Source organism: Sphingomonas fucosidasi (assembly GCF_036663855.1).
Lineage (GTDB): Bacteria > Pseudomonadota > Alphaproteobacteria > Sphingomonadales > Sphingomonadaceae > Sphingomonas > Sphingomonas faeni_B.
Window position 1 is genome coordinate 523,043 of sequence record NZ_JAXOJR010000002.1, and the last position, 20,299, is coordinate 543,341.

The following is a 20,299-nucleotide window of genomic DNA, read 5'->3' on the forward strand; positions in this document are numbered from 1 at the left end:
CCCCGGCCTCCGCCGGGGTGGTAGCTATTAGACGACACCGTCTTGGCAGCACCGTCTCGAACGCGTCCCCACGCCACTCCAAATCAAGACCCGCCGCCCCAAACCGAACCCGTCACCCCAGCGAAAGCTGGGGTATCCCCCTGTGGCACGCGACGCCCGCCAAACGGGGAGATCCCAGCTTTCGTTGGGATGACGGTGATCGGGGGAAGCGACGCCAGCTCCTGACTACCCACACTCCACCGCACCCCTCACCGCACGACCATTGCCCCCCCGCCCCCAATCGACGATACCCCGCATTATGAAGCGCCTAGTAGCCGCCGCAGCCACCGCCCTCCTCCTCTGGACGACGCCCCTCCAGGCCCAGTCGATCCTCCGCGACGCCGAGACCGAAACAATGTTCGCGGAAATGTCGAAGCCGCTCGTCAGGGCGGCCGGGCTCTCCACCCGCGACGTGAAGGTCGTCCTCATCAACGACGAGTCGATCAACGCGTTCGTCGCCGGCGGGCAGACCGTCTACGTCCACTCAGGCCTGATCCAGGCCGCCGACAACGCCAACGAAGTCCAGGGCGTCATCGCCCACGAGCTCGGCCACATCGCCGACGGGCATGTCGTACTCGCCGATCGCGGCACCAAGCCGGCGATGGGCATGTACCTGCTGTCGATGGTCCTCGGCCTCGCCGCGATGGCCGCCGGCAGCGGCGAAGCAGGCGCCGGCATCATGGCCGCGGGCCAGCAGGCCGCGATGGGCAGCTACCTCTCGTTCAGCCGCGTCCAGGAATCCACCGCCGACGCGACCGGCGCGAAATTCCTCCGCGAAGCCAACGTCTCCGGCCGCGGCATGCTGAGCTTCTTCAAGAAATTGCAGCAGCAGGAATATCGCTACGGCACCGCCAACATCGACCCGTTCATGCAGTCGCACCCCCTCTCGGGCGAGCGCGTCGCGACGCTGACCGCCGATCTGCAAGCCTCCCCCGCCTGGGCCAACAAGCCTGACGCAGCGCTGGAGGAACGCTTCCGCCGCGTGAAGGCCAAGCTCGCCGGCTATGTCATGCCCGCCGACCAGACTCTTCAGGCCTACCCGCCCAGTAACCAGTCGATCTACGCCCACTACGCCCGTGCCTATGCGTATCACAAAGCCGGCTACCCCGAAAAAGCCGATGCCGAGGCCAACGCGCTGGTGAAGGCCGAACCGACCGATCCCTATTTCCTCGAGATCAAGGGGCAGATCCTGCTCGAGGCGGGCAAGCCGGTCGAGTCGCTCGTCCCCTTGCGCGAAGCCACGGAGGGTTCGCGCAACAACCCGCTGATCGCCACCACCTTCGGCCATGCGCTGATCGCGACCGAGAACAAGGCGAACTACCCCGAGGCGACCAAGGTCCTGCGCACCGCAGTCGGCCGCGACGACCAGAACCCGTTCGCCTGGATGCAACTCGGCACCGTCTACGAACTGACCGGCGATACCGCGCGGGCGGCCCTGGCGACGGCCGAGCGCGCCAGCATGGGCGGCGACATGCGGACCGCGTCGGCGAGCGCGCAATATGCACTCGCGAACATTCCGGCGAACACCACCGACTGGATCCGCGCGCAGGATATCGCGATGGCCGCGCAGAACGAGATGGATGACAATCCCAAGCAGTATAAGCGCCGCAAATGAGCAAATTCACATTTCCGGCGATCGCCGTCGCAGGTGCCGTCATCGGAGGCCTCGCGGTCTGGGGCTATGATCGCCAGGGCGGTGGCGTCGAGCGCGCGCAGGTCGAGTCGATCGTCCACGACTACGTGTTGGCGCACCCCGAGATCCTCCCCGAAGCGATGGAGAAACTGCGCGACCGTGAATCCGGCAAGACCGTCACCGCCAACCGCGACGCGATCGTCACCCCGTTCGGCAGCGCCTGGGCCGGCAACCCCAAGGGCGATGTCACGCTGGTCGAGTATTTCGATTACAACTGCGGCTATTGCCGTGCGAGCCTGCCGATGATCGCCAAGCTGATCGCCGCCGACCCGAAAGTCCGCGTCGTCTTCCGCGAACTCCCGATCCTGAGCGCCGAAAGCCGCATCGCCGCCCGCGCAAGCCTCGCCGCCGCGCAACAGGGCAAGTTCGCCACCTTCCACGACGCGCTCTACGCCGGTGGCCCGGTCAGCGATGCCTCGATCGCCGCCGCTGCGAGCAAGGCCGGGGTCGACACGACGCAGGCTAGCTTCACCAAAACCGCCGACGCGGAAATCGCCAAGAACATGGAGACGGCCGCCAAGCTCGGCATGACCGGCACCCCGAGTTGGGTGGTAGGTGACCGGGTCCTGTCCGGCGCGCTGCCGCTGGAGGACCTGCAGAAGGCGGTAGCGGCGGCGCGCGCGGGCTGAACCCACCCACCCACTCCGTCACCCCGGGCTTGTTCCGGGGTCCACCGTTCCGCAAACTCTCCGGCCGTTGGTTCGCGGAAGGGTGGATGCCGGAACAAGCCCGGCATGACGGAGTGGGTTCGGCGGCCCTTACTTTCCCCTCTCCCCACCCCCATCTTCCCCTCACGAAAAAGGGGTGCCAATGACCGAACCGATCCTGTCCATCGCGGGCGTCACCAAGACCTACAAGAGCGGCACCACCGCCCTCCACCCAGTCGACCTGGACATCCAGAAAGGCGAAATCTTCGCGCTCCTCGGCCCCAATGGTGCAGGCAAGACGACGCTGATCAGCATCATCTGCGGCATCGTCACGCCGTCCGCCGGCACGATCAAGGTCGCCGGCTACGACGCGATCCGCGACTATAAGCAGGCGCGCAGCCGCATCGGCCTGGTGCCGCAGGAACTCAACGTCGACATGTTCGAGACGGTGCTCGCCACCGTTACCTTCAGCCGCCGCCTGTTCGGCCGCTCGGGGCATAGCGATTACATCGAACAAGTCCTCCGCGACCTCTCACTCTGGGACAAGCGCGACGCGAAGATCCGCGAACTCTCGGGCGGCATGAAGCGCCGCGTGCTTATCGCGAAAGCGCTGAGCCACGAGCCCGAAATCCTGTTCCTCGACGAGCCCACCGCGGGCGTCGACGTGGCGCTGCGCCGCGACATGTGGAAGCTCGTCCATCGCCTGCGCGAGGGCGGCACGACGATCATCCTGACGACGCATTACATCGAGGAGGCCGAGGAAATGGCCGACCGCGTGGGCGTCATCAACAAGGGCAAGCTGCTGCTCGTCGACGACAAGGCGTCGCTGATGAAGAAGCTCGGCAAGCGCGAGTTGGACATCGCGCTCCAAGATCCGATGACGACGATCCCCGCAGAACTCGCCGACTGGGACGTGTCGCTACAGGACGACGGCAAGCGCCTTCGCTACGTGTTCGACGCGCAGGCCGATCACACCGGCATTCCCTCGTTGCTCCGCAAACTCGCCGAACTCGGCATCGGCTTCAAGGACCTCGAAACCAGCAAGTCGAGCCTCGAAGACATCTTCGTCGATCTCGTCGGAGAGCGCGCATGACCGTCCCAAAACTCCCCCGTCACCCCGGACTCGTTCCGGGGTCCACCGTGCCGCAAGTCAATGGTGCATGGGTCAAGCCCACCGGTGGATGCCGGAACGAGCCCGGCATGACGGAAGGCAAGCGCGCATGAATACCCATGGCATCTGGGCGATCTACCGCTTCGAAATGGCGCGCGCGCTGCGCACCTTGTGGCAGAGCCTCGTCACGCCGGTCCTCACGACGTCGCTGTATTTCATCGTCTTCGGCGGTGCGATCGGCAGTCGCATGCAGAATGTCGGTGGCGTCGATTACGGCAGCTTCATCGTCCCCGGCCTGATCATGCTTTCGCTGCTCACGCAGAGCATCTCGAACGCTTCGATCGGCATCTACTTTCCGAAGTTCACCGGCACGATCTACGAGCTGCTGTCGGCACCCGTCTCGGCGATGGAGATGGTGATTGGTTACGTCGGCGCAGCGACCACCAAGTCGGTGATCCTCGGGCTGATCATCCTCGTGACGGCGTCGTTCTTCGTGCCGCTGCGCATCGAGCACCCGTTCGCGATGCTCGCGTTCCTGATCCTGACGGCGGTGGCGTTCAGCCTGTTCGGGTTCATCATCGGAGTCTGGGCCAACGGGTTCGAGCAGCTGAACTTCGTGCCCGCGCTTCTGATTACCCCGCTGACGTTTCTGGGCGGCGCGTTCTACTCGATCGACATGCTGCCCCAGCCGTGGCGGACGTTCAGCCTGTTCAACCCGGTCGTGTACCTGGTGAGCGGCTTCCGCTGGAGCTTCTTCGGGCAGGGTGACGTCGCGGTCGGGGTGAGCCTAGCGGTGACGGCGGGCTTCCTGGCGGTGTGCTTGTTGGTGATCGCGTGGATCTTCAAGACCGGCTGGCGGATGAAGAACTGAAGGAAGACAGACGCACCACCCCGGCGGAGGCCGGGGCCCAATTGGTGAGGTTGCAGTAACGACGCGCTGTCTCTCGTCAGCAACGTTTCCCAATTGGACCCCGGCCTTCGCCGGGGTGGTGCGTACATGCTGCTCGGCCGTCAAACCTACCGCATTACCGGCAACGTGATGCGCGAGCCCGCGCAAACCTTCTGCGTCGCCTTCACGTAATCCCCCGGTTTCGCCCGCCCGATATTATCCACGAACGATTGCGGGTTGCGGTCGATCATCGGGAACCATGTCGACTGGATTTGCACCATGATCCGGTGCCCCGCCTTGAACACATGGTCGTGGTCGCGCAGCGGCACGTCCCACGCGACGACCCTGCCCGGCACCAGGGGTTGCGGCGCCGTATCACTCGCCAGGAACCGCCCGCGCCGCACCTCCATCGCGATCGGCAGCTGATAGCCGTTGAGCGTCTTCGCATAATCGCCCGGTTGCGCCGTGCGGCCGTCGAACGCCTCGGTATCGTCGGGCAGCACGTCGATCAGCTTCACCACGAAATCGCTGTCCGTGCCGCTAGTCGACGCCTGCAAAGTCGCCGACAACGCCCCCGTCACGGTGAGGTCCGCGGTCAGCGGCTCCGACACATACCCGAGCACATCGGGCCGGTGGTCGACGAAGCGTTGGTCGTCCGCCTCCCACCACGACCAGTCCGAGCTGGCATAGGTCGCCGACATCGGCCGCCGGCGGAACGGCACCGGGTTCGCCGGATCGGACACGTAATCACGGCATCCCTCGCCCGCGGCCGGCGCAGTGAACGACAGGCTGCCGTCCGTGTGCAGGTACAGGTTCGTCGCCTTCGCGCCCGTCGGAGGCCAGGCCGCATAGGTCTTCCAGACGTTCGAGCCCGACTGGAACATCTTCGCCGCGAAGTCCGGCCGCGCGCCCTTGCCGTGCAGCCAATAGGCGAAGAACGGCGCCTGGATCTGTTCCTGGAATTGCGTACCGCTCGCCGTGCCGAGCGGGATCGGCCCGAGGTGATCCGCCGTGCCCTGCCACCCGCCATGCCGCCACGGCCCCGCCACCATCTGCGCGAGATTGTCCGGATCGTTGCGCTTCTGCTTCGCGTAGATCTGCCACGAACCCCACGGATCCTCCTGATCCCAGAACCCGGCGACGTTCAGCGTCGGGACGGTCGTCTTGCCGAGCGAGTCCGTCCAACGCTGCGCGGTGTAGAAGCCATCGTGGTTCGGGTGATCGAGCAGCGACGTGAACATCGGCACGCGGCCCTTGAAGACGTTTCGGTCGATCGCCTCCGCCGACCCCGCCTTCAGGAAATAGTCGTACGTATCGCTCGGATAGGCAAAATCGGAATTCTTCGTCTTGTCGAGTTGCAGCGACGACACCCAGTCGGTCGCATAGCTCAGCCGCAGCGCGCCGTTGCGGTGGAGGTCGTCAGACTGCCAGTAATCGATCCATGCCGCCTGCGGGGAGACCGCCTTCAGCGCGGGATGCGGGTTCGCCAGCGCGACGGCCGCGGCGAAACCGGGATAGGACACGCCCCACATGCCGACCTTCCCGGTGTTCGCGGGGACGTTCTTCACCAGCCATCCGACGGTGTCGTAGGCGTCCGTGGCCTCGTCGACCGCTTTCGGATCGCCGGCCCCGTTGCCCTTGACATGCACTGCGGTCGAGAGCGTGAAGACGCCGTCCGACTTGAACCGCCCGCGCATTGACTGGAACACGAAGATGTAGCCGTCCTTCATCAGCGGACCGAACCGGCTGGCGTTGGGAAACGGCGCGTCCGGCACGCCGTAGGGGGTCCGCTGGAGCAGGATCGGCAGCGGCCCGGTCATCCCGCGCGACCGCATGATGACCGTCTGCAATTTCGCCCCGTCGCGCATCGGCACCATCACCTCCTCGAAGGTGAAGGGGGATTGGGACGCGGTCTGCGTGGTCTGCGTGGTCTGCGCAAACGTGGCGGCAGGCACCGCGGCGGTGATCGCGAGCGCGAGCAGGAGGGCGTGGCGCGACATGGATTTCCCTTCGTGAACCGTGCCGCGATTGGACGAACCCTGGAAGGCGAAGTCAAGCCGCGCGCCACGCTCCGGTCAGCGCCGGTCGCAATGCCAGCGAATTGAGATCGATCAGCGCGTGCAGGAGCATCGCCAGCCATAGCTCGCCGGTCATCAGATAGATCGCCGCCATCAGCGCGCCGACGAGCGTGGTCGCAATCACGCCCGCCCGTCCCTGATAGAGGTGCATCGCGCCGAACACTGCGATCGCGACGCCGAACGCGACGAACGCGTTGCCGGACACGAGCGCGACCAGCAGCGGCAGGAACAGGCGGAAGGCGAGTTCTTCGGATATGCCCGCCGCGACCGACATGGCGGCGGCGTGCGCGATCTCCGGGCGGTTGCGCGGGAGGAGCGACCCGACATTGCCGATCGTCTTGAGGATGCGCCAGTTGCGCCGCGTCGCGAGGACCGCACCGATGACCAGGCCACCGAGCGCGCTTCCGCCGATCATGCCGAGCAGTTCCGCGCGACTATCGCCGGCGAGGCTTGGCAGGAGCTTGCGGAGATCGTCGAACTCGCGGGGGACGGTGACGATGGCGTCGAGGCGCCCCAGTAGCGCGAGGCCGATGATGGCCGGCAAGACGAAGGCGATCGCGGCCTTGGCGATCCACAGGCGGTAGGTTTTCTGGCGCGAAGCAGTGTCGGGGAGGCGCTTGATGCGGCGATAACCGAGGAGGTCGCCCTTGAGGAACCAGACGAGGCTCATGAGGGTGGCGAGGAGGAGGGCGTTGGGAAGGATCATGCCGAAACTTCGCCCCTCATGCGTTCCACCGCTCGGCCTGCTTGTTCTCCCGCGAAGGCGGCAGCCCAGCCTGGGTCCCCGCCTTCGCGGGGAAACAATACTTGGTCAGTCCCCTGCCCTAGCCAAGCGCTCCACCCCGGCGCAGGCCGGGGCCCAATTGGGAAACGTCGCTAACGGAGCGATCCGCTTCATTACTCTGGACGTTCCACTTGGGCCCCGGCCTTCGCCGGGGTGGTGCTCCCCCCTCGGGTCGCTGATCAATCCGTCCGATGCTCGCCCTTGACCCAGCGCACCGTCCCCGAAGACGCGCGCATCACGACGCTCTCGGTGGTCATCTTGCCCTTCTTCCGCTTCACGCCCGCCAGCAGTGACCCATCCGTCACGCCGGTCGCCGCGAAAATGCAGTCGCCCTTCGCCAGTTCGGACAGGTCATACTGCTTGTCGAGATCGGTGATCCCCCACTTCGCCGCACGACCGCGCTCGTCGTCGTTGCGGAACAGTAGCCGGCCCTTGAACTGACCGCCGACGCAGCGCAGCGCCGCGCACGCCAGCACGCCCTCGGGCGCGCCGCCGGAGCCCATGTAGACGTCGATCGTCGTCTCGGGATCGGACGTCGCGATCACGCCGGCGACGTCGCCGTCACCGATCAGCATGATCCCGCAGCCGACCTGCCGCAGCTCGGCGATCAGCTTTTCGTGACGCGGGCGATCGAGCACGCACACGATCAGGTCGCGCGCCGGCACGCCCTTGGCCGCCGCGACCGCCATGATGTTCTCGGTCGGCGTCTTGTCGAGGTCGATGATGCCCTCGGGATAGCCCGGCCCGACCGCGATCTTGTCCATGTAGACGTCGGGCGCGTTGAGCAGCCCGCCCTCCTCGGCGATCGCGAGAACGGCGAGGCTGTTCGGCCCCGCGGTCGCGCAGATCGTCGTGCCTTCCAAAGGATCGAGCGCGATGTCGATCTTCGGGCCCTTGCCGATCGCGGAGCCGACCTTCTCGCCGATGAACAGCATCGGCGCCTCGTCGCGCTCGCCCTCGCCGATCACGACGGTGCCGTCCATGTACAGCGAGTTGAGCGCCTCGCGCATCGCCTCGACCGCGGCCGCATCCGCCGCCTTCTCGTCGCCGCGACCGACGAGCGTGGAGGCGGCGATCGCCGCCGCTTCAGTCACGCGGACCATTTCGAGGACGAGTACGCGGTCGAGAACCTGGCTGGCAGCAGCGGTCAAAGTCTATCTCCTCGGTATGTTTGGCCCCGGATAGGCAGCGCTCGCCGGGTTGTCGACCCGATCAGTCCCTAAGCAGATCATTGATCGAGGTCTTCGAACGGGTTTGTGCGTCGACCCGTTTGACGATTACGGCGCAATACAAAGCGGGCTTGCCCCCCCCGTCATTGGCGCCGCCGCCGATCGAGCCCGGCACGACCACCGCATAGGGCGGCACTTCGCCCTTGAAGACCTCGCCGGTCGCGCGGTCGATGATCTTGGTCGAGGCGCCGAGGTACACGCCCATCGACAGCACCGCGCCCTCGCCGACGCGGACGCCCTCGGCCACTTCCGCGCGCGCGCCGATGAACGCGCCGTCGCCGATGATGACGGGATCGGCCTGCAACGGCTCGAGCACGCCGCCGATGCCGGCACCGCCCGAAAGGTGCACGTTCTTGCCGATCTGCGCGCACGACCCGACCGTCGCCCAGGCGTCGACCATCGTGCCCTCGCCGACATACGCGCCGATGTTGACGAAGCTCGGCATCAGGATCGCGCCCTTGGCGATGAAGCTGCCGCGCCGCGCGACCGCACCCGGAACGACGCGGATACCCGCCGCGCGGAACTCCGCATCGCCCCAGCCCGCGAACTTCGACGGCACCTTGTCGAACGCCGGCGCCCCCGCCGAACCGCCGTCGATCACGACATTGTCGTTGAGCCGGAACGAGAGCAGCACGGCCTTCTTCAGCCACTGATTGACCTGCCAGCCGTCAGCCGTCGGCTCGGCGACGCGCGCGGTGCCCGCATCAAGCATCGCCAGTGCGGACTCGACGGCATCGCGAATCTCACCCTTGGTATCGAGGCCGAGGTTCGCGCGGTCGTCCCAAGCGGCGTCGATGATGGTCTGCAAGGTCATGATGTCTCCAGGATGGTTTCGAGCCACGGCGCAAGCACCGGCACGGTAAAATCGATGTGGTCGCGCGCGCCGCCGGGCGACTGCTCGGAGCCGTTGTCGACCCACACGGTCGTCATCCCGATCGCCTTGGCCGGCGCAAGATTGCGCGTCATGTCGTCGACGAACAGCGACTCCCGCGGGTCGATATCGAACGCCGCACAGAAGCCCGCATAGGCCGACGCATGCGGCTTCGGCATCAGGTCCATCGCATGGATGTCGTGGATCGCCTCGAAACTCTCGCCCAGCCCGAGCCGGTCGAGGATCTTCAGCGCATAGGGCTTGTCGCCATTGGTGAAGACCAGCTTGCGCCCCGGCAGCTTGGCGAGCGCCGCCACTAGGGGGGCGTCATGCTCCAGCACGTCCATCTCGATGTCGTGGACATGCTCCAGAAACGCGTGCGGATCGACGTGATGCTCGGTCATCAACCCCGACAGCGTCGTGCCGTGGTTGTGGAAATACCCCTTCTGCACGCGCCGCGCCTCATCATGGTCGAGGCCGAGCAGATCCTGGATGAACCCGGTCATCCGCTGATCGACCTGCGCGAACAGGTCCGCGCTCGCCGGGTACAGCGTGTTGTCGAGATCGAAGATCCAGTTGCGGACGTGATTTAGGCGGTCAAGCATCGGCCGGAACCTCTAGGGAGCGCGAGGCGTGGCGACAAGCCGGCTGACGCTTGCTCAAGTGGACGAAAGTACCGCAATCCAAATCAAGGGTGGATAAGCTACCGTTCGGTACCTATCTCTGGTGCATGACACGTTATTCCCTGCTCGATCTGGTCCCCGTCGTCGAAGGCGGCACCATCTCCCAATCGCTCGCCAATGCGGCTGATCTCGCGCGCCATGCCGAGAGCGTCGGATTCCAGCGCTATTGGGTCGCCGAACATCACGGCATGACCGGCATCGCGTCCGCCGCGACCGCGGTCGTGATCGCGCACGTCGCCGCAGCCACGAAGACGATCCGCGTCGGCTCGGGCGGCATCATGCTCCCCAACCACGCGCCGCTGGTGATCGCCGAGCAGTTCGGCACGCTCGACGCGCTGTTCCCCGGCCGCATCGATCTCGGCCTCGGCCGCGCCCCCGGTTCCGACCAGCGCGTCGCGCGCGCGATGCGCCGCACGCTCGAAACCGACGCCAACGCCTTCCCGCATGACGTCATGGAGCTCCAAAGCTACTTCGCCAACGACGGCCAGACCGGTATCGTCGCCACGCCGGGTGCCGGCGCTGACGTCGAGATGTGGATCCTCGGCTCCAGCACGTTCGGCGCGCAGTTGGCGGCCGCGCTCGGCCTGCCCTACGCGTTCGCCTCGCATTTCGCCCCCGACGCGCTCGATGCAGCGCTCGCGATCTACCGCCGCGATTTCCGCCCGTCCGCGCGGCTTGCCAAGCCGCACGCGATGGCCGGGTTCAACGTGTTCGCGGCTGAAACGGACGCCGAAGCCGAACTGCTCGCCAGTTCGCAGCAACAGTCGTTCGTGGCGCTCCGCACCGGCAACCCGGGCAAGATGAAGCCGCCCCTCGCCGGCTATCGCGAATCGCTCGGCGCGCAGGGGAACCAGATCCTCGACCACGTGCTGCAATGCTCGGCGGTCGGCAGCCCGGCCAAGGTCGCCCGCGGGATCGCGGCGTTTATCGAACGCACCGGGGTGGACGAGGTGATGGTGACCAGCGCGATCTACGACCATGAGGCGCGCAAGAGGAGTTTGTCGATCACCGCAGACGTGATGCAGGATCTGAAGATCGCGGCCTAGATCTAACGCTTCCCTCCGTCATCCTGACGAACGTCAGGACCCAGAGCCAAAAGCGCCGCCGCCCGTAACCCTGGGTCCTGACGTTCGTCAGGATGACGGGAAGCGGGAGACCTATTCCCCCGCCCATTCCCTCAACAACGTATATGCGATCGCATAGGGCGGCGGCGGCAGGAACGGTCCCTCTTCCCCCTGCAACACCGCGCGCACCATCTCCCGCGGCACCCACATTGCATCCTCCAGCTCGTTCACATCGAGCGTGATCGCGTCGTCCTCGGCCTCGGCGACGCACGCGACCATCAGCGAAGACGGAAACGGCCAGGGCTGGCTCGCGACATACCGCACCTTGCCGACCCGCACGCCCGACTCCTCGAGGATCTCGCGCGCGACCGCCTCCTCGATCGACTCTGCCGGCTCCACGAACCCAGCCAAGGCGGAATAGCGCCCCGGCGGCCACCCCTTGCCGCGCCCGAGCAGCGCGCGTCCGTCATGCTCGGCGATCATGATCACCACCGGATCGACTCGCGGGAAATGCTCGGTCGCGCAGTTCGGACATTTCCGCGCCCACCCGGCACGAAACACTGCGGTCGGCGATCCGCATTTCGCGCAGAACCCATGGCGCACGTGCCAGTCGATGACACTGCGTGCGCCAGCATAGGTCGCAGCCTCGCCCTGCGCGAGCGCCGCCAGCACCGCCATCAGCGCAGGCGAGCGCATCGCCGGCGCATTGTCGACCCGCATCCCGTTCAGCAACGCCGCGAAATGCGGCCGCCCGCTCTCGTCGAGCCCAAGCAGGATCGGCTCGGCATCGTCCGGCATGTCCGCCATCGACGTCCACGCGAGACGCCCGTCGTCGGTCGTGCCCGGCAGCAGCCCGTCGAGCACCAGCAACCGTGCGCGCCAATCACGCTGCGCCGCCGCCAGCCCTTCCGGATCGTGGCGCAGCGCATCGGAGCGATCGAGCGTCCCACCCGTGAATCCAGGTGCTTCCATCACGCTCATCGGCGCAACCTCGCGGCGTCCTGCATCAGCGCCGCGACCACTTGCTCGCGCAGCGGAATGCGGTCCGCCGGGAAGTAATTGACCATCACGCTGCCGCGCGAATGCTTCAGCGGATCGACCCACGCGATCGTCCCCGCCGCGCCGCCCCACGCATAGGTGCCCTTGCCCGGCCCGTTCGGCGTCGTCGCGAGCACCACGGAACCGCCCGCGCCGAAGCCCATGTTGCTCCCCTTCGTGCCGCCGGTACCGCCGCTCACGCCACCATAGGTCACGCCCGCCGGCAGCAGGTTCGACGTCGCGATCGCGATCGTCTCGGGCTTCATCACGCGCACACCATCGAGCGTGCCGCCGTCCTGGATCATGTGCAGGAACCGGTCGTAATCGCGCGCCGACATCACCAGGCCCGCACCCCCATAGGGAAAGCTCGGCTTCTGGAGGAAGACCGAGTTCGCCGCCGGATCGAGCGGGGTCCGCGTGTCGCCGACGAATGCGTAGTTGGTCGCAAGCCGCCCGACCTCGCCCTGCGGTACCTGCCAGAAGCTCGACTTCATCCTGAGCGGATCGAACAACCGCGTCTGCACGAACCGCTCGAAGCTCATACCGCTCGCGACCTCGATCACCCGCCCCATCACGTCGAGCCCGATCGAATAGCTCCATTTGGTGCCCGGATCGGCGATCAGCGGCAGCGTCGCGACGCGGTTGGCGAACTCCTCGAGCGACTTCGGCCGAACGGGCCGCATCTTCTCTTCCATCGCCGCGCTGACCGACAGCGGCAGGATGCCGAGCCGCTCATATTCCTTGAGCAGCGGCCCCTTGGTGACGATCGTGTAGCCGAGCCCGGCGGTATGCGTCAGCAGGTTGCGGATCATGATCGGCCGCGTCGCCGGGCGCGTGGCGAGCGAGGTGTCGGGGCTGGTCGCCACCTTCATGTCCTTGAACGCCGGGATGTATTTGCTGACCGGATCGTCAAGGTTGAGCTTGCCGTCCTCGACCAGCATCATCGCCGCCATGCCGGTGATAGGCTTGGACATCGAATAGACGCGCCACAGCGAGTCGGGGCCGGCCGCCGGCGCGTTCGGGTCATCACTGATCTTGCCCGCCGATGGGAACAGAGTCGGACCGTCGCCGACCCCGAACGCACCGACGATCCCCGGCATCTTGTCCTGCGCGACATAGCCATCGAACAGCGCGGTCATGGCAGGCAGCAGCGCCTTGACCGGAATCGTCATCCGCGGCGCCGGCCGAGCCTGCGGGCTTATCTGAGGTCGGGGCTGCGCCTGCTGGGCATAGGCCGTAGCGGCGGCCAGCGCGACGAGGCCCCCCGTCGAAATCCAGTGCACCAGTTTCATGCAGATCTCCGTATGGCCCAGTTCCGAATGGCTTTCCCGGCCTTGGCAAAAACGGTCGGCAGCCCGGCGGTATCCAGGTCGTCGATCGGCCACCATTCGCTTGCCGTCGGAACGCGGGTTTGATGCGCCTCGACAGTCGCCACCGCAAGCGTCAGTTGCAGATCGAAATGCGTAAATCCGTGTGCGACGGTAACGTCCAGCATCCGCCACTCCACTTGCGCCGGCGCGTCTTCGAACCCAGGCATTGCCTCGCCCCAAGCCCCGGTCGGAAACGCCCGCATCCCGCCCAGCAAACCCGTATCCGGCCGCCGCACCAGCAACACCTGCCCCGCGCGCTCCAGCCAGAAGATCGTCCCGTAGCGCTGAGGCTTGACTGCCTTCTTCGCCTTCACCGGCAACCGCTCGGGCGCGCCTTGTGTGAAGCCCTCGCAAAACTCGCGGATCGGACACAGCAGGCACTTCGGCGCGCGAGTCGTGCAGGTCCCCGACCCCAGATCCATCATCGCCTGCGCAAAGTCGCCCGCGCGGAGGTCGGGCGTGATCGAATCCGCCGCCACCCGAATCGCCGATCGCGCACCCGGCAAAGGCGTCTGAATCGCAAACACCCGTGCGACGACTCGCTCGACATTGGCATCGACCACCACCGCGCGCTCCCCGAACGCGATCGCCGCCACCGCCGCGGCGGTATAAGCGCCCAGCCCCGGCAGCGCGCGCAGTTCGGCCTCGGTCCGCGGAAACACGCCCCCATGCTCCGCGACCACAGCCTTCGCCGCCTTCACCAGATTGCGCGCCCGCGCATAGTATCCGAGCCCCGCCCAGGCCGCCATCACATCCGCATCGTCCGCCGCGGCCAGACTTGCGAAATCCGGCCACCGCGCGGTCCACGCCAGGAACCGCGGCGTCACCGCGGCCACCGTCGTCTGCTGCAACATCACCTCGGACAGCCACACCCGGTACGGATCGACCGCCTCGCCCGGCTTCGCGCGCCACGGCAGGTCGCGACGATGCGCGTCATACCAGTCGAGCAGGGCCCCGGAGACCGAAGAGCGCTTGGCGTTCACGCGTCGCCTATGGCATGGGTTCGCGGATGAGCAAGCCGCCTGGCCCTTCCCCCAAACCGCCCGCGCCACGCCGGGTGAAAGGCAAGACCGATCCCGACGCGCCGCGCGAGAATCGCTCGCGCGCGGTCGCCGAGCTGCTGCCCGCGATCGGCGGCGCGGCGTTCCGGCGATTCGGCTTCGTCCAGTCGTCGATCGTCAGCCGCTGGCCCGAGATCGTCGGCGCGAAACTGGCCGGCGCGAGCATCCCCGAATCGATCCGCTTCCCGGTCGGCAAGAAGCAGGACGGCGTCCTCACGCTCACCGTCCGCGGCGCGCACGCCCCGATGATGCAGCACATCGCGCCCGAGATCATCGAGCGCGTCAACCGCTTCTTCGGCTACGCAGCCATCGTGAAGGTCGCGATCCGCCAGGGCGAGGTCGCCGCGCCCGTCCCACGCAAGGCGCCGCCTTCGATCCGCCCAGTCCCCGTCGATCTCGGTATGAGCCTGAAGGGCATCGCCGATCCCGAACTGCGCGCCGTCCTCGAATCCCTCGCCGCCGGCGTCGCCTCGACGCACGGCCTTCCCAGGATCACCTGATGCGCGTCCTCTTTGCTTTCCTCGCTCTGTGCCTGCTCACCGGTGCCGCGCCAAAGCGCGACTGGTCGCAGACCGCGCGGATCCTCCCGTCGGGCGCGTATCTGATCGGCAACCCCGCCGCGCACGTGAAGCTGGTCGAATATGCCAGCTACACCTGCTCGCACTGCGCCGACTTCTCGGTAAAGTCCGAACCCGTGCTGAAGCGCCAGATGATCGCATCCGGCTCAACCAGCCTCGAATTTCGCCACTTCATCCGCGACCGGCTCGACCTGTCGGCGGCGATCCTCGCGCGCTGCACCGGCCCCAAGGGATTTTCCGCGACATCGTCCGCGATCTTCGCCGCACAGCCGCAATGGCTAGAGCGCGGGATCGAGTACCAGCAGGGTAACGCCGCGCGGCTCGCGATGTACCCGCCCTCGGCACAGATCCGCGCCAACGCCGACGGCTCCGGCCTGACCGCGATGGTCAAGGCGCGCGGGCTCTCGGATGCGGCGATCAACGCGTGCTTCGCCAACCAGCCCGAGATCGACCGCATCGTCAAACTGACCGCCGACGCGCCTAAGGAAATCGATTCCACCCCGACCTTCTACCTCAACGGCAAGATCGTGCCCCATGTCGGTTGGGAACAGCTCGAACCCGCGCTCCGCAAGGCCGGCGCCCGTTAATTCACGTGATCCACTGGAGTAACCCGATGAAGTTCGCAATCGCCCTCGCCGTCCTGCCGCTCGCGCTCACCGCCTGCTCGAAGAACGATTCCACCGGCAACGTCGACGCGCCTGCCGCGGCACCCGTCGCAGCCGCCGCCGCGCCCGCCGGCCAGAACTGGACCGAGACGGTCGTGAAGACCCCCGAGGGCTATCTGATGGGCAACCCGAACGCGGCCATCAAACTGGTGGAATACGGTGCGCGCTCGTGCCCGACCTGCGGCTCGTTCGCCCGCGAAGCGTACAAGCCGTTGACCGAGAAGTACGTCTCGACGGGCAAGGTAAGCTTCGAATTCCGCGACTTCCTGGTCCACGGCGCACCCGACGTGGCGCTGACCCTGCTCGGCCAGTGCGGTGGCGTCGCGCCGTTCTTCCCGATCCTCGAGCAGATGTACGGCAACCAGATCGCGTTCCTCGACAAGCTCCAGGCGATGACGCCCGCGCAGCAGCAGGGGCTGGCCAATCAGCCGCCGACGGTGGTCGCGACCAAGCTCGCCGAACAGATGGGCGCGATCGATTTCGTCAAGCAGCGCGGGATCCCGGAGGCCAAGGCGCGCGCGTGCCTCGCCGATCAGAAGCAGCTCGAGGTGATGGCCAAGCCGACCGAGAACGCGATGCAGGCTGGCACCGTCACGGGCACGCCGACCTTCCTTTTGAACGACAAGAAGCTCGACCAGGTCGTCAGCTGGGATCAGATGGAGAAGGCGCTGAAGGCGGCCGGGGCTTAAGCTACGCCGTTAAACGCTGCACTAGCTCTGCTCAGGACGAAGGCTCACTCCACTGCCGTTCGTCCTGAGTAGCCGTCGAGTAGCTGCAACGCGGCGTATCGAGACGGCGTATCGAAGGACAGGTTGGCGGGCGGAACCCTGCTTCGATACGAGCCCTCGATACGCTTCTGAGGGGACTACTCGGTCTCTACTCAGCACGAACGGGTGAGAGGAAGGGCCAGATGTGGTGGGCGTGTCGAAGGCGGGCTGCCCCTTCCTTGTTCTCCCGCGAAGGCGGGAGTCCAGTCGGGGTCCCCGCCTTCGCGGGGACACAAGGTTGCAGCCGCGATAGGATCCAACTTTAGTCGTCGGGGGCGCACGAATGCAGATCAAGCGCCTCCGCATCACCGGCTTCAAGAGCTTCGTCGACCCCGCCGACCTCCGCATCGAACCCGGCCTGACCGGCGTCGTCGGCCCCAATGGCTGCGGCAAGTCCAACCTCCTCGAAGCGCTCCGCTGGACGATGGGCGAGGCCAGCGCCAAGTCGCTGCGCGGCGCCGGCATGGAAGACGTCATCTTCGCAGGCACCGCGACCCGCCCGCCGCGCGAATTCGCCGAAGTCTCGATCCTCGCCGAAATAGCCGGCGACGAGCGCGAAATCGTCCGCCGGATCGAGCGCGGCGCCGGGTCCGCCTACCGGATCGACGGCCGCGACGTCCGCGCGAAGGACGTCGGCCTGCTCTTCGCCGACGCCGCCACCGGCGCCCACAGCCCCGCGCTCGTCAGCCAAGGCAAGATCGGCGCCGTCATCGCCGCCAAGCCCGCCGACCGCCGCGCGATGCTGGAGGAAGCCGCCGGGATCGCCGGGCTGCACGTGCGCCGCAAAGACGCCGAGGGCAAACTCCGCGCCACCGAAGCCAACCTCGCCAAGCTCGACGAGATCATCTCGGACCAGGACGCACGCGCCGCCACGCTGAAACGCCAGGCCCGCGCCGCCGAACGCTATCGCCTGATCTCCGCCCAGATCCGCGTCGCCGAAGCCCGCACGCTTTTCGCCCGCTGGCGCGAAGCCGCCGCCGCATCCGACGCCGCCAAGGCCGAAGCCACCGCCGCCGAAGCCCGCGTCCGCGCCAGCACCGACGCCGAACGCGCAGCCGCCGCAGATCAGCACCGCGCGGTCGAAGCCGTCTCCGCCGCCCGCACCACAGCCCTCGCCGCCCGCGACCGCGTCGGCGATCTCGCCCACCGCCTCGCCTCGCTGAAAACCGAAAAGGCCGGCGTCGAACGCAGGATCGCCGACCTTGCCGACGCGCGCACCCGCATCGCCGACGACCGCGCCCGCGAAGGATCGCTCGCCAGCGACGCCGCCGCCGCGCTCGCCCGCCTCGCCGACGAGGCCAAGGCGCTCGACACCGCGATCGTCGACGCCACCGCCGCAATCCCCGATCTCGACGCCGCGCTCGCCGACACCGAACGCAAAGCCCGAGACGCCGAGGTCTCACTCGCCCAGGCGCTCGCCACCCAGGCCCGCGACGCCGCCGAAGTCCGCGTCGCCAGCGCAGCCCTCGCCGCCGCCCGCACCCGCGCCGACCGCGCCGATCGCGACGCCGCCCAGATCGCCGCTGCCCTCCGTTCCCTCGGCGACCCCGCCCCGCTGAACGCCGAGCGAGAAACTGCCGCCGAAGCCCGGCGCACCGCAACCGCTGCCGCCGAGTCCGCCCGCCAGGCCATCGCCCGCGCAGACACCGACGAAGCCGCCGCGACCGGCGCACGGGACGCCGCCGAAACCACCCGCGCCACCGCCCGCGCGGACCTCGCCGCGATCGACAGCGAAGTGGCCGCGCTCACCAAAGCCACGCAAAGTTCAGGCCGCAACCGACTGCTCGACCACGTCTCGGCCAGCACAGGCTATGAACGCGCGCTGGCGGCAGCACTCGGCGACGATTTCGACACCAGCCTCGACGCATGGACCGGCGGCGAGCCCCGCGACGAAGACCCCAAAGCGCCCGCCGACGCCGAACCGCTGGCAAAGCATGTCGACGCGCCCCCCGCCCTCGCCCGCAGGCTCGAACAGGTATTCGTCGTCGACACCGACACCAACCAATATCTCGCCGTCGGCCAGCGCATCGTTACCCGGGACGGCCGACTCCGCCGCTGGGACGGGTTCACCGCAACCGGCACCGGCGCGGCCGCCGCCGAACGCCTCGTCCGCCGCAACCGCCTCGCTGCGCTCCAGGCCGCACGCCCCGCAGCGGCCACCGCTCTCGAAAAAGCCGAACACGCGCGCGCCGCAATCGACCATCACATCGCCGAAGCCCGCCGCCAGTCGCAAACCGCCCGCGCCGCCCTGCAACGCGCGGAAACCACCGCGCGCGACGCCACCCGCAACGAAGACCGCGCCACATCAGCGCTAGAACGCCTCGCCACCCAACGCACCGACCTCGACGTCCGCGCGCACCGCATTGCCGACGACGTCGCCGAAGCGCACGCCGAACGCTCCCGCGCCGAGGCCGCGATGGCCGCCGTCCCGGACGGCACCGCCAACGCCCGCCAGGTCGCCGCGCTGCAATACGACGCCGAACGCAGCCGCGCCGCGGTCGCGCAGGCCCGCGCCGATCGCACCACGCTAGACCGCAGCATCGCCACCCACCGCGAACGCCTTGCCGCCGCCCAAGCGGACACCCGAAGCTGGCGCGCGCGCGCCGGGGAGGCCGCCAAGCGCATCGCCGCCATGGACACGCGGGAAACGACCCTAGGCGTCGACCTCGCCGCCATCGCTGATCGCCCCGCGACGCTCGAAGTGGAAATCGCCACGCTGGACGGCGAACACCAGGAAGCCCGCGCCACCGCCGACACCCTGCTCGCTACCGAGCGCGCTGCAGAAACCGCCGCCCGCACCGCCGACGACGCCCACCGCACCGCCACCGAAGCCCTTTCCCAAGCCCGCGAAGCCCGCGCCGGTGCGATCGCCCGCGTCGAAAACCACGAAGCCCGCCGCCTCGATCTCGGCCGCCTCTCTGGCGAGCGCTTCCAATGCCCCGCCCCCGTCCTCCCCGAACGTCTCGGCTTCGCAGTCGCCGACGTCCGCGCGCCAGCCGAGGAGTCCGCCACCCATGACCGCCTGACCACCGACCGCGAACGTATTGGCCCGGTCAACCTCGTCGCCGAAACCGAACTCGCCGAACTCGAAGATTCCGCGCGGGGCAACGCCGTCGAACGCGAAGAACTAGGCCAGGCGGTCAACCGCCTCCGCGGCTCGATCGGCACGCTCAATCGTGCAGGCCGCCAGCGCCTGCTCGCCGCGTTCGAGGCGGTGAACGGCCATTTCCAGCGCCTCTTCACCACCCTCTTCGACGGCGGCGCCGCGCATCTCGAACTGATCGACTCCGACGACCCGCTCGAAGCCGGACTCGAGATCATGGCGCAACCGCCCGGCAAGCGCCTGCAATCGCTCACACTGCTCTCAGGCGGCGAGCAAGCGCTCACCGCGGTCGCGCTGATCTTCGGCCTGTTCCTGACCAACCCCGCGCCGATCTGCGTCCTCGACGAGGTCGACGCGCCGCTCGACGACGCCAATATCGAACGCTTCTGCGACCTGCTCGACCGCATGTCGCGCGACACCGACACCCGCTACCTCGTCGTCACGCACAACGCCGTCACGATGAGCCGGATGCACCGCCTGTTCGGCGTGACGATGATCGAACGCGGCGTCAGCCGGCTCGTCTCGGTCGACCTGCAGGCTGCGACGGGGCTGTTGGCGGCTGAATGATACAGATCGATTTTTCCGCATTATTTTGCCGGAACGCTCGGTAGATTTGCGGTATACCGCGC

At 67.5% G+C, this 20,299-nt stretch carries 17 protein-coding genes; 9 read left to right on the plus strand and 8 right to left on the minus strand.

What is annotated here, in order from left to right; genetic code table 11:
- Nucleotides 1–298: 298 nt before the first annotated feature.
- The 4 genes from U1737_RS05940 to U1737_RS05955 all read left to right on the plus strand — a co-directional run bounded on the left by U1737_RS05940 (nt 299) and on the right by U1737_RS05955 (nt 4,361).
- Entirely contained in the window at nt 299–1,654 is a 1,356-nt protein-coding gene (locus U1737_RS05940; protein ID WP_332795963.1) for a M48 family metalloprotease, read from the plus strand.
- On the plus strand, nt 1,651–2,361 hold the full coding sequence (locus U1737_RS05945) for a DsbA family protein (RefSeq protein WP_332795964.1): 711 nt from the start codon (nt 1,651–1,653) through the stop codon (nt 2,359–2,361). Before U1737_RS05940 ends, U1737_RS05945 begins: the two co-directional genes overlap by 4 nt.
- 181 nt (nt 2,362–2,542) lie before the next feature.
- Nucleotides 2,543–3,472 (plus strand): ABC transporter ATP-binding protein, encoded by a 930-nt coding sequence (locus U1737_RS05950; protein ID WP_307089035.1) that lies wholly within the window; start codon nt 2,543–2,545, stop codon nt 3,470–3,472.
- A 127-nt stretch (nt 3,473–3,599) separates the two neighbouring features.
- The gene (locus tag U1737_RS05955) at nt 3,600–4,361 is read left to right on the plus strand and encodes an ABC transporter permease (protein ID WP_248524478.1); all 762 of its coding nucleotides are present in this window, start codon (nt 3,600–3,602) and stop codon (nt 4,359–4,361) included.
- A 146-nt stretch (nt 4,362–4,507) separates the two neighbouring features.
- Here the strand turns inward: U1737_RS05955 and U1737_RS05960 are convergent, their stop codons facing one another.
- From U1737_RS05960 to U1737_RS05980, 5 genes are all read right to left on the minus strand, one after another.
- Nucleotides 4,508–6,379, minus strand: coding sequence for a CocE/NonD family hydrolase (locus U1737_RS05960; RefSeq protein WP_332795965.1), 1,872 nt, complete (start codon nt 6,377–6,379; stop codon nt 4,508–4,510).
- Nucleotides 6,380–6,431: 52 nt separating this feature from the next.
- A complete protein-coding gene (locus U1737_RS05965; protein ID WP_332795966.1) occupies nt 6,432–7,163 on the minus strand; it encodes a CPBP family intramembrane glutamic endopeptidase in 732 nt (243 codons plus the stop codon).
- Nucleotides 7,164–7,420: 257 nt separating this feature from the next.
- Nucleotides 7,421–8,392, minus strand: coding sequence for a class II fructose-bisphosphatase (gene glpX / locus U1737_RS05970; RefSeq protein WP_248524475.1), 972 nt, complete (start codon nt 8,390–8,392; stop codon nt 7,421–7,423).
- A gap of 61 nt (nt 8,393–8,453) precedes the next feature.
- Complete coding sequence (dapD, locus tag U1737_RS05975; protein WP_332795967.1) at nt 8,454–9,284, minus strand: 2,3,4,5-tetrahydropyridine-2,6-dicarboxylate N-succinyltransferase; 831 nt, start codon at nt 9,282–9,284, stop codon at nt 8,454–8,456.
- On the minus strand, nt 9,281–9,946 hold the full coding sequence (locus U1737_RS05980; RefSeq protein WP_332795968.1) for a pyrimidine 5'-nucleotidase: 666 nt from the start codon (nt 9,944–9,946) through the stop codon (nt 9,281–9,283). Before U1737_RS05980 ends, dapD begins: the two co-directional genes overlap by 4 nt.
- 125 nt (nt 9,947–10,071) lie before the next feature.
- Between U1737_RS05980 and U1737_RS05985 the strand changes: the two genes are divergently transcribed.
- On the plus strand, nt 10,072–11,070 hold the full coding sequence (locus U1737_RS05985) for an LLM class flavin-dependent oxidoreductase (RefSeq protein WP_332795969.1): 999 nt from the start codon (nt 10,072–10,074) through the stop codon (nt 11,068–11,070).
- A 111-nt stretch (nt 11,071–11,181) separates the two neighbouring features.
- On the opposite strand, the gene nudC is transcribed toward U1737_RS05985, so the two are convergent.
- The 3 genes from nudC to U1737_RS06000 are packed head-to-tail and all read right to left on the minus strand — an operon-like array spanning nt 11,182 to nt 14,479.
- Nucleotides 11,182–12,060, minus strand: a complete 879-nt coding sequence (gene nudC / locus U1737_RS05990; protein ID WP_332796047.1) for an NAD(+) diphosphatase — start codon at nt 12,058–12,060, stop codon at nt 11,182–11,184.
- Between the two features lie 5 nt (nt 12,061–12,065).
- Complete coding sequence (locus U1737_RS05995; RefSeq protein WP_332795970.1) at nt 12,066–13,418, minus strand: serine hydrolase domain-containing protein; 1,353 nt, start codon at nt 13,416–13,418, stop codon at nt 12,066–12,068.
- Complete coding sequence (locus tag U1737_RS06000; RefSeq protein ID WP_443027086.1) at nt 13,415–14,479, minus strand: A/G-specific adenine glycosylase; 1,065 nt, start codon at nt 14,477–14,479, stop codon at nt 13,415–13,417. The genes U1737_RS05995 and U1737_RS06000 overlap by 4 nt, the downstream gene beginning before the upstream one ends.
- A 26-nt stretch (nt 14,480–14,505) precedes the next feature.
- Here U1737_RS06000 and U1737_RS06005 point away from each other — a divergent pair, with 26 nt between their 5' ends.
- The 4 genes from U1737_RS06005 to U1737_RS06020 all read left to right on the plus strand — a co-directional run bounded on the left by U1737_RS06005 (nt 14,506) and on the right by U1737_RS06020 (nt 20,237).
- A complete protein-coding gene (locus U1737_RS06005; RefSeq protein WP_332795971.1) occupies nt 14,506–15,057 on the plus strand; it encodes a DUF721 domain-containing protein in 552 nt (183 codons plus the stop codon).
- A complete protein-coding gene (locus tag U1737_RS06010; protein WP_332795972.1) occupies nt 15,057–15,722 on the plus strand; it encodes a thioredoxin domain-containing protein in 666 nt (221 codons plus the stop codon). Before U1737_RS06005 ends, U1737_RS06010 begins: the two co-directional genes overlap by 1 nt.
- Before the next feature lie 26 nt (nt 15,723–15,748).
- Nucleotides 15,749–16,489 (plus strand): thioredoxin domain-containing protein, encoded by a 741-nt coding sequence (locus U1737_RS06015; RefSeq protein ID WP_248524469.1) that lies wholly within the window; start codon nt 15,749–15,751, stop codon nt 16,487–16,489.
- A 361-nt stretch (nt 16,490–16,850) separates the two neighbouring features.
- On the plus strand, nt 16,851–20,237 hold the full coding sequence (locus U1737_RS06020; RefSeq protein ID WP_332795973.1) for a chromosome segregation SMC family protein: 3,387 nt from the start codon (nt 16,851–16,853) through the stop codon (nt 20,235–20,237).
- Nucleotides 20,238–20,299: the final 62 nt, after the last annotated feature.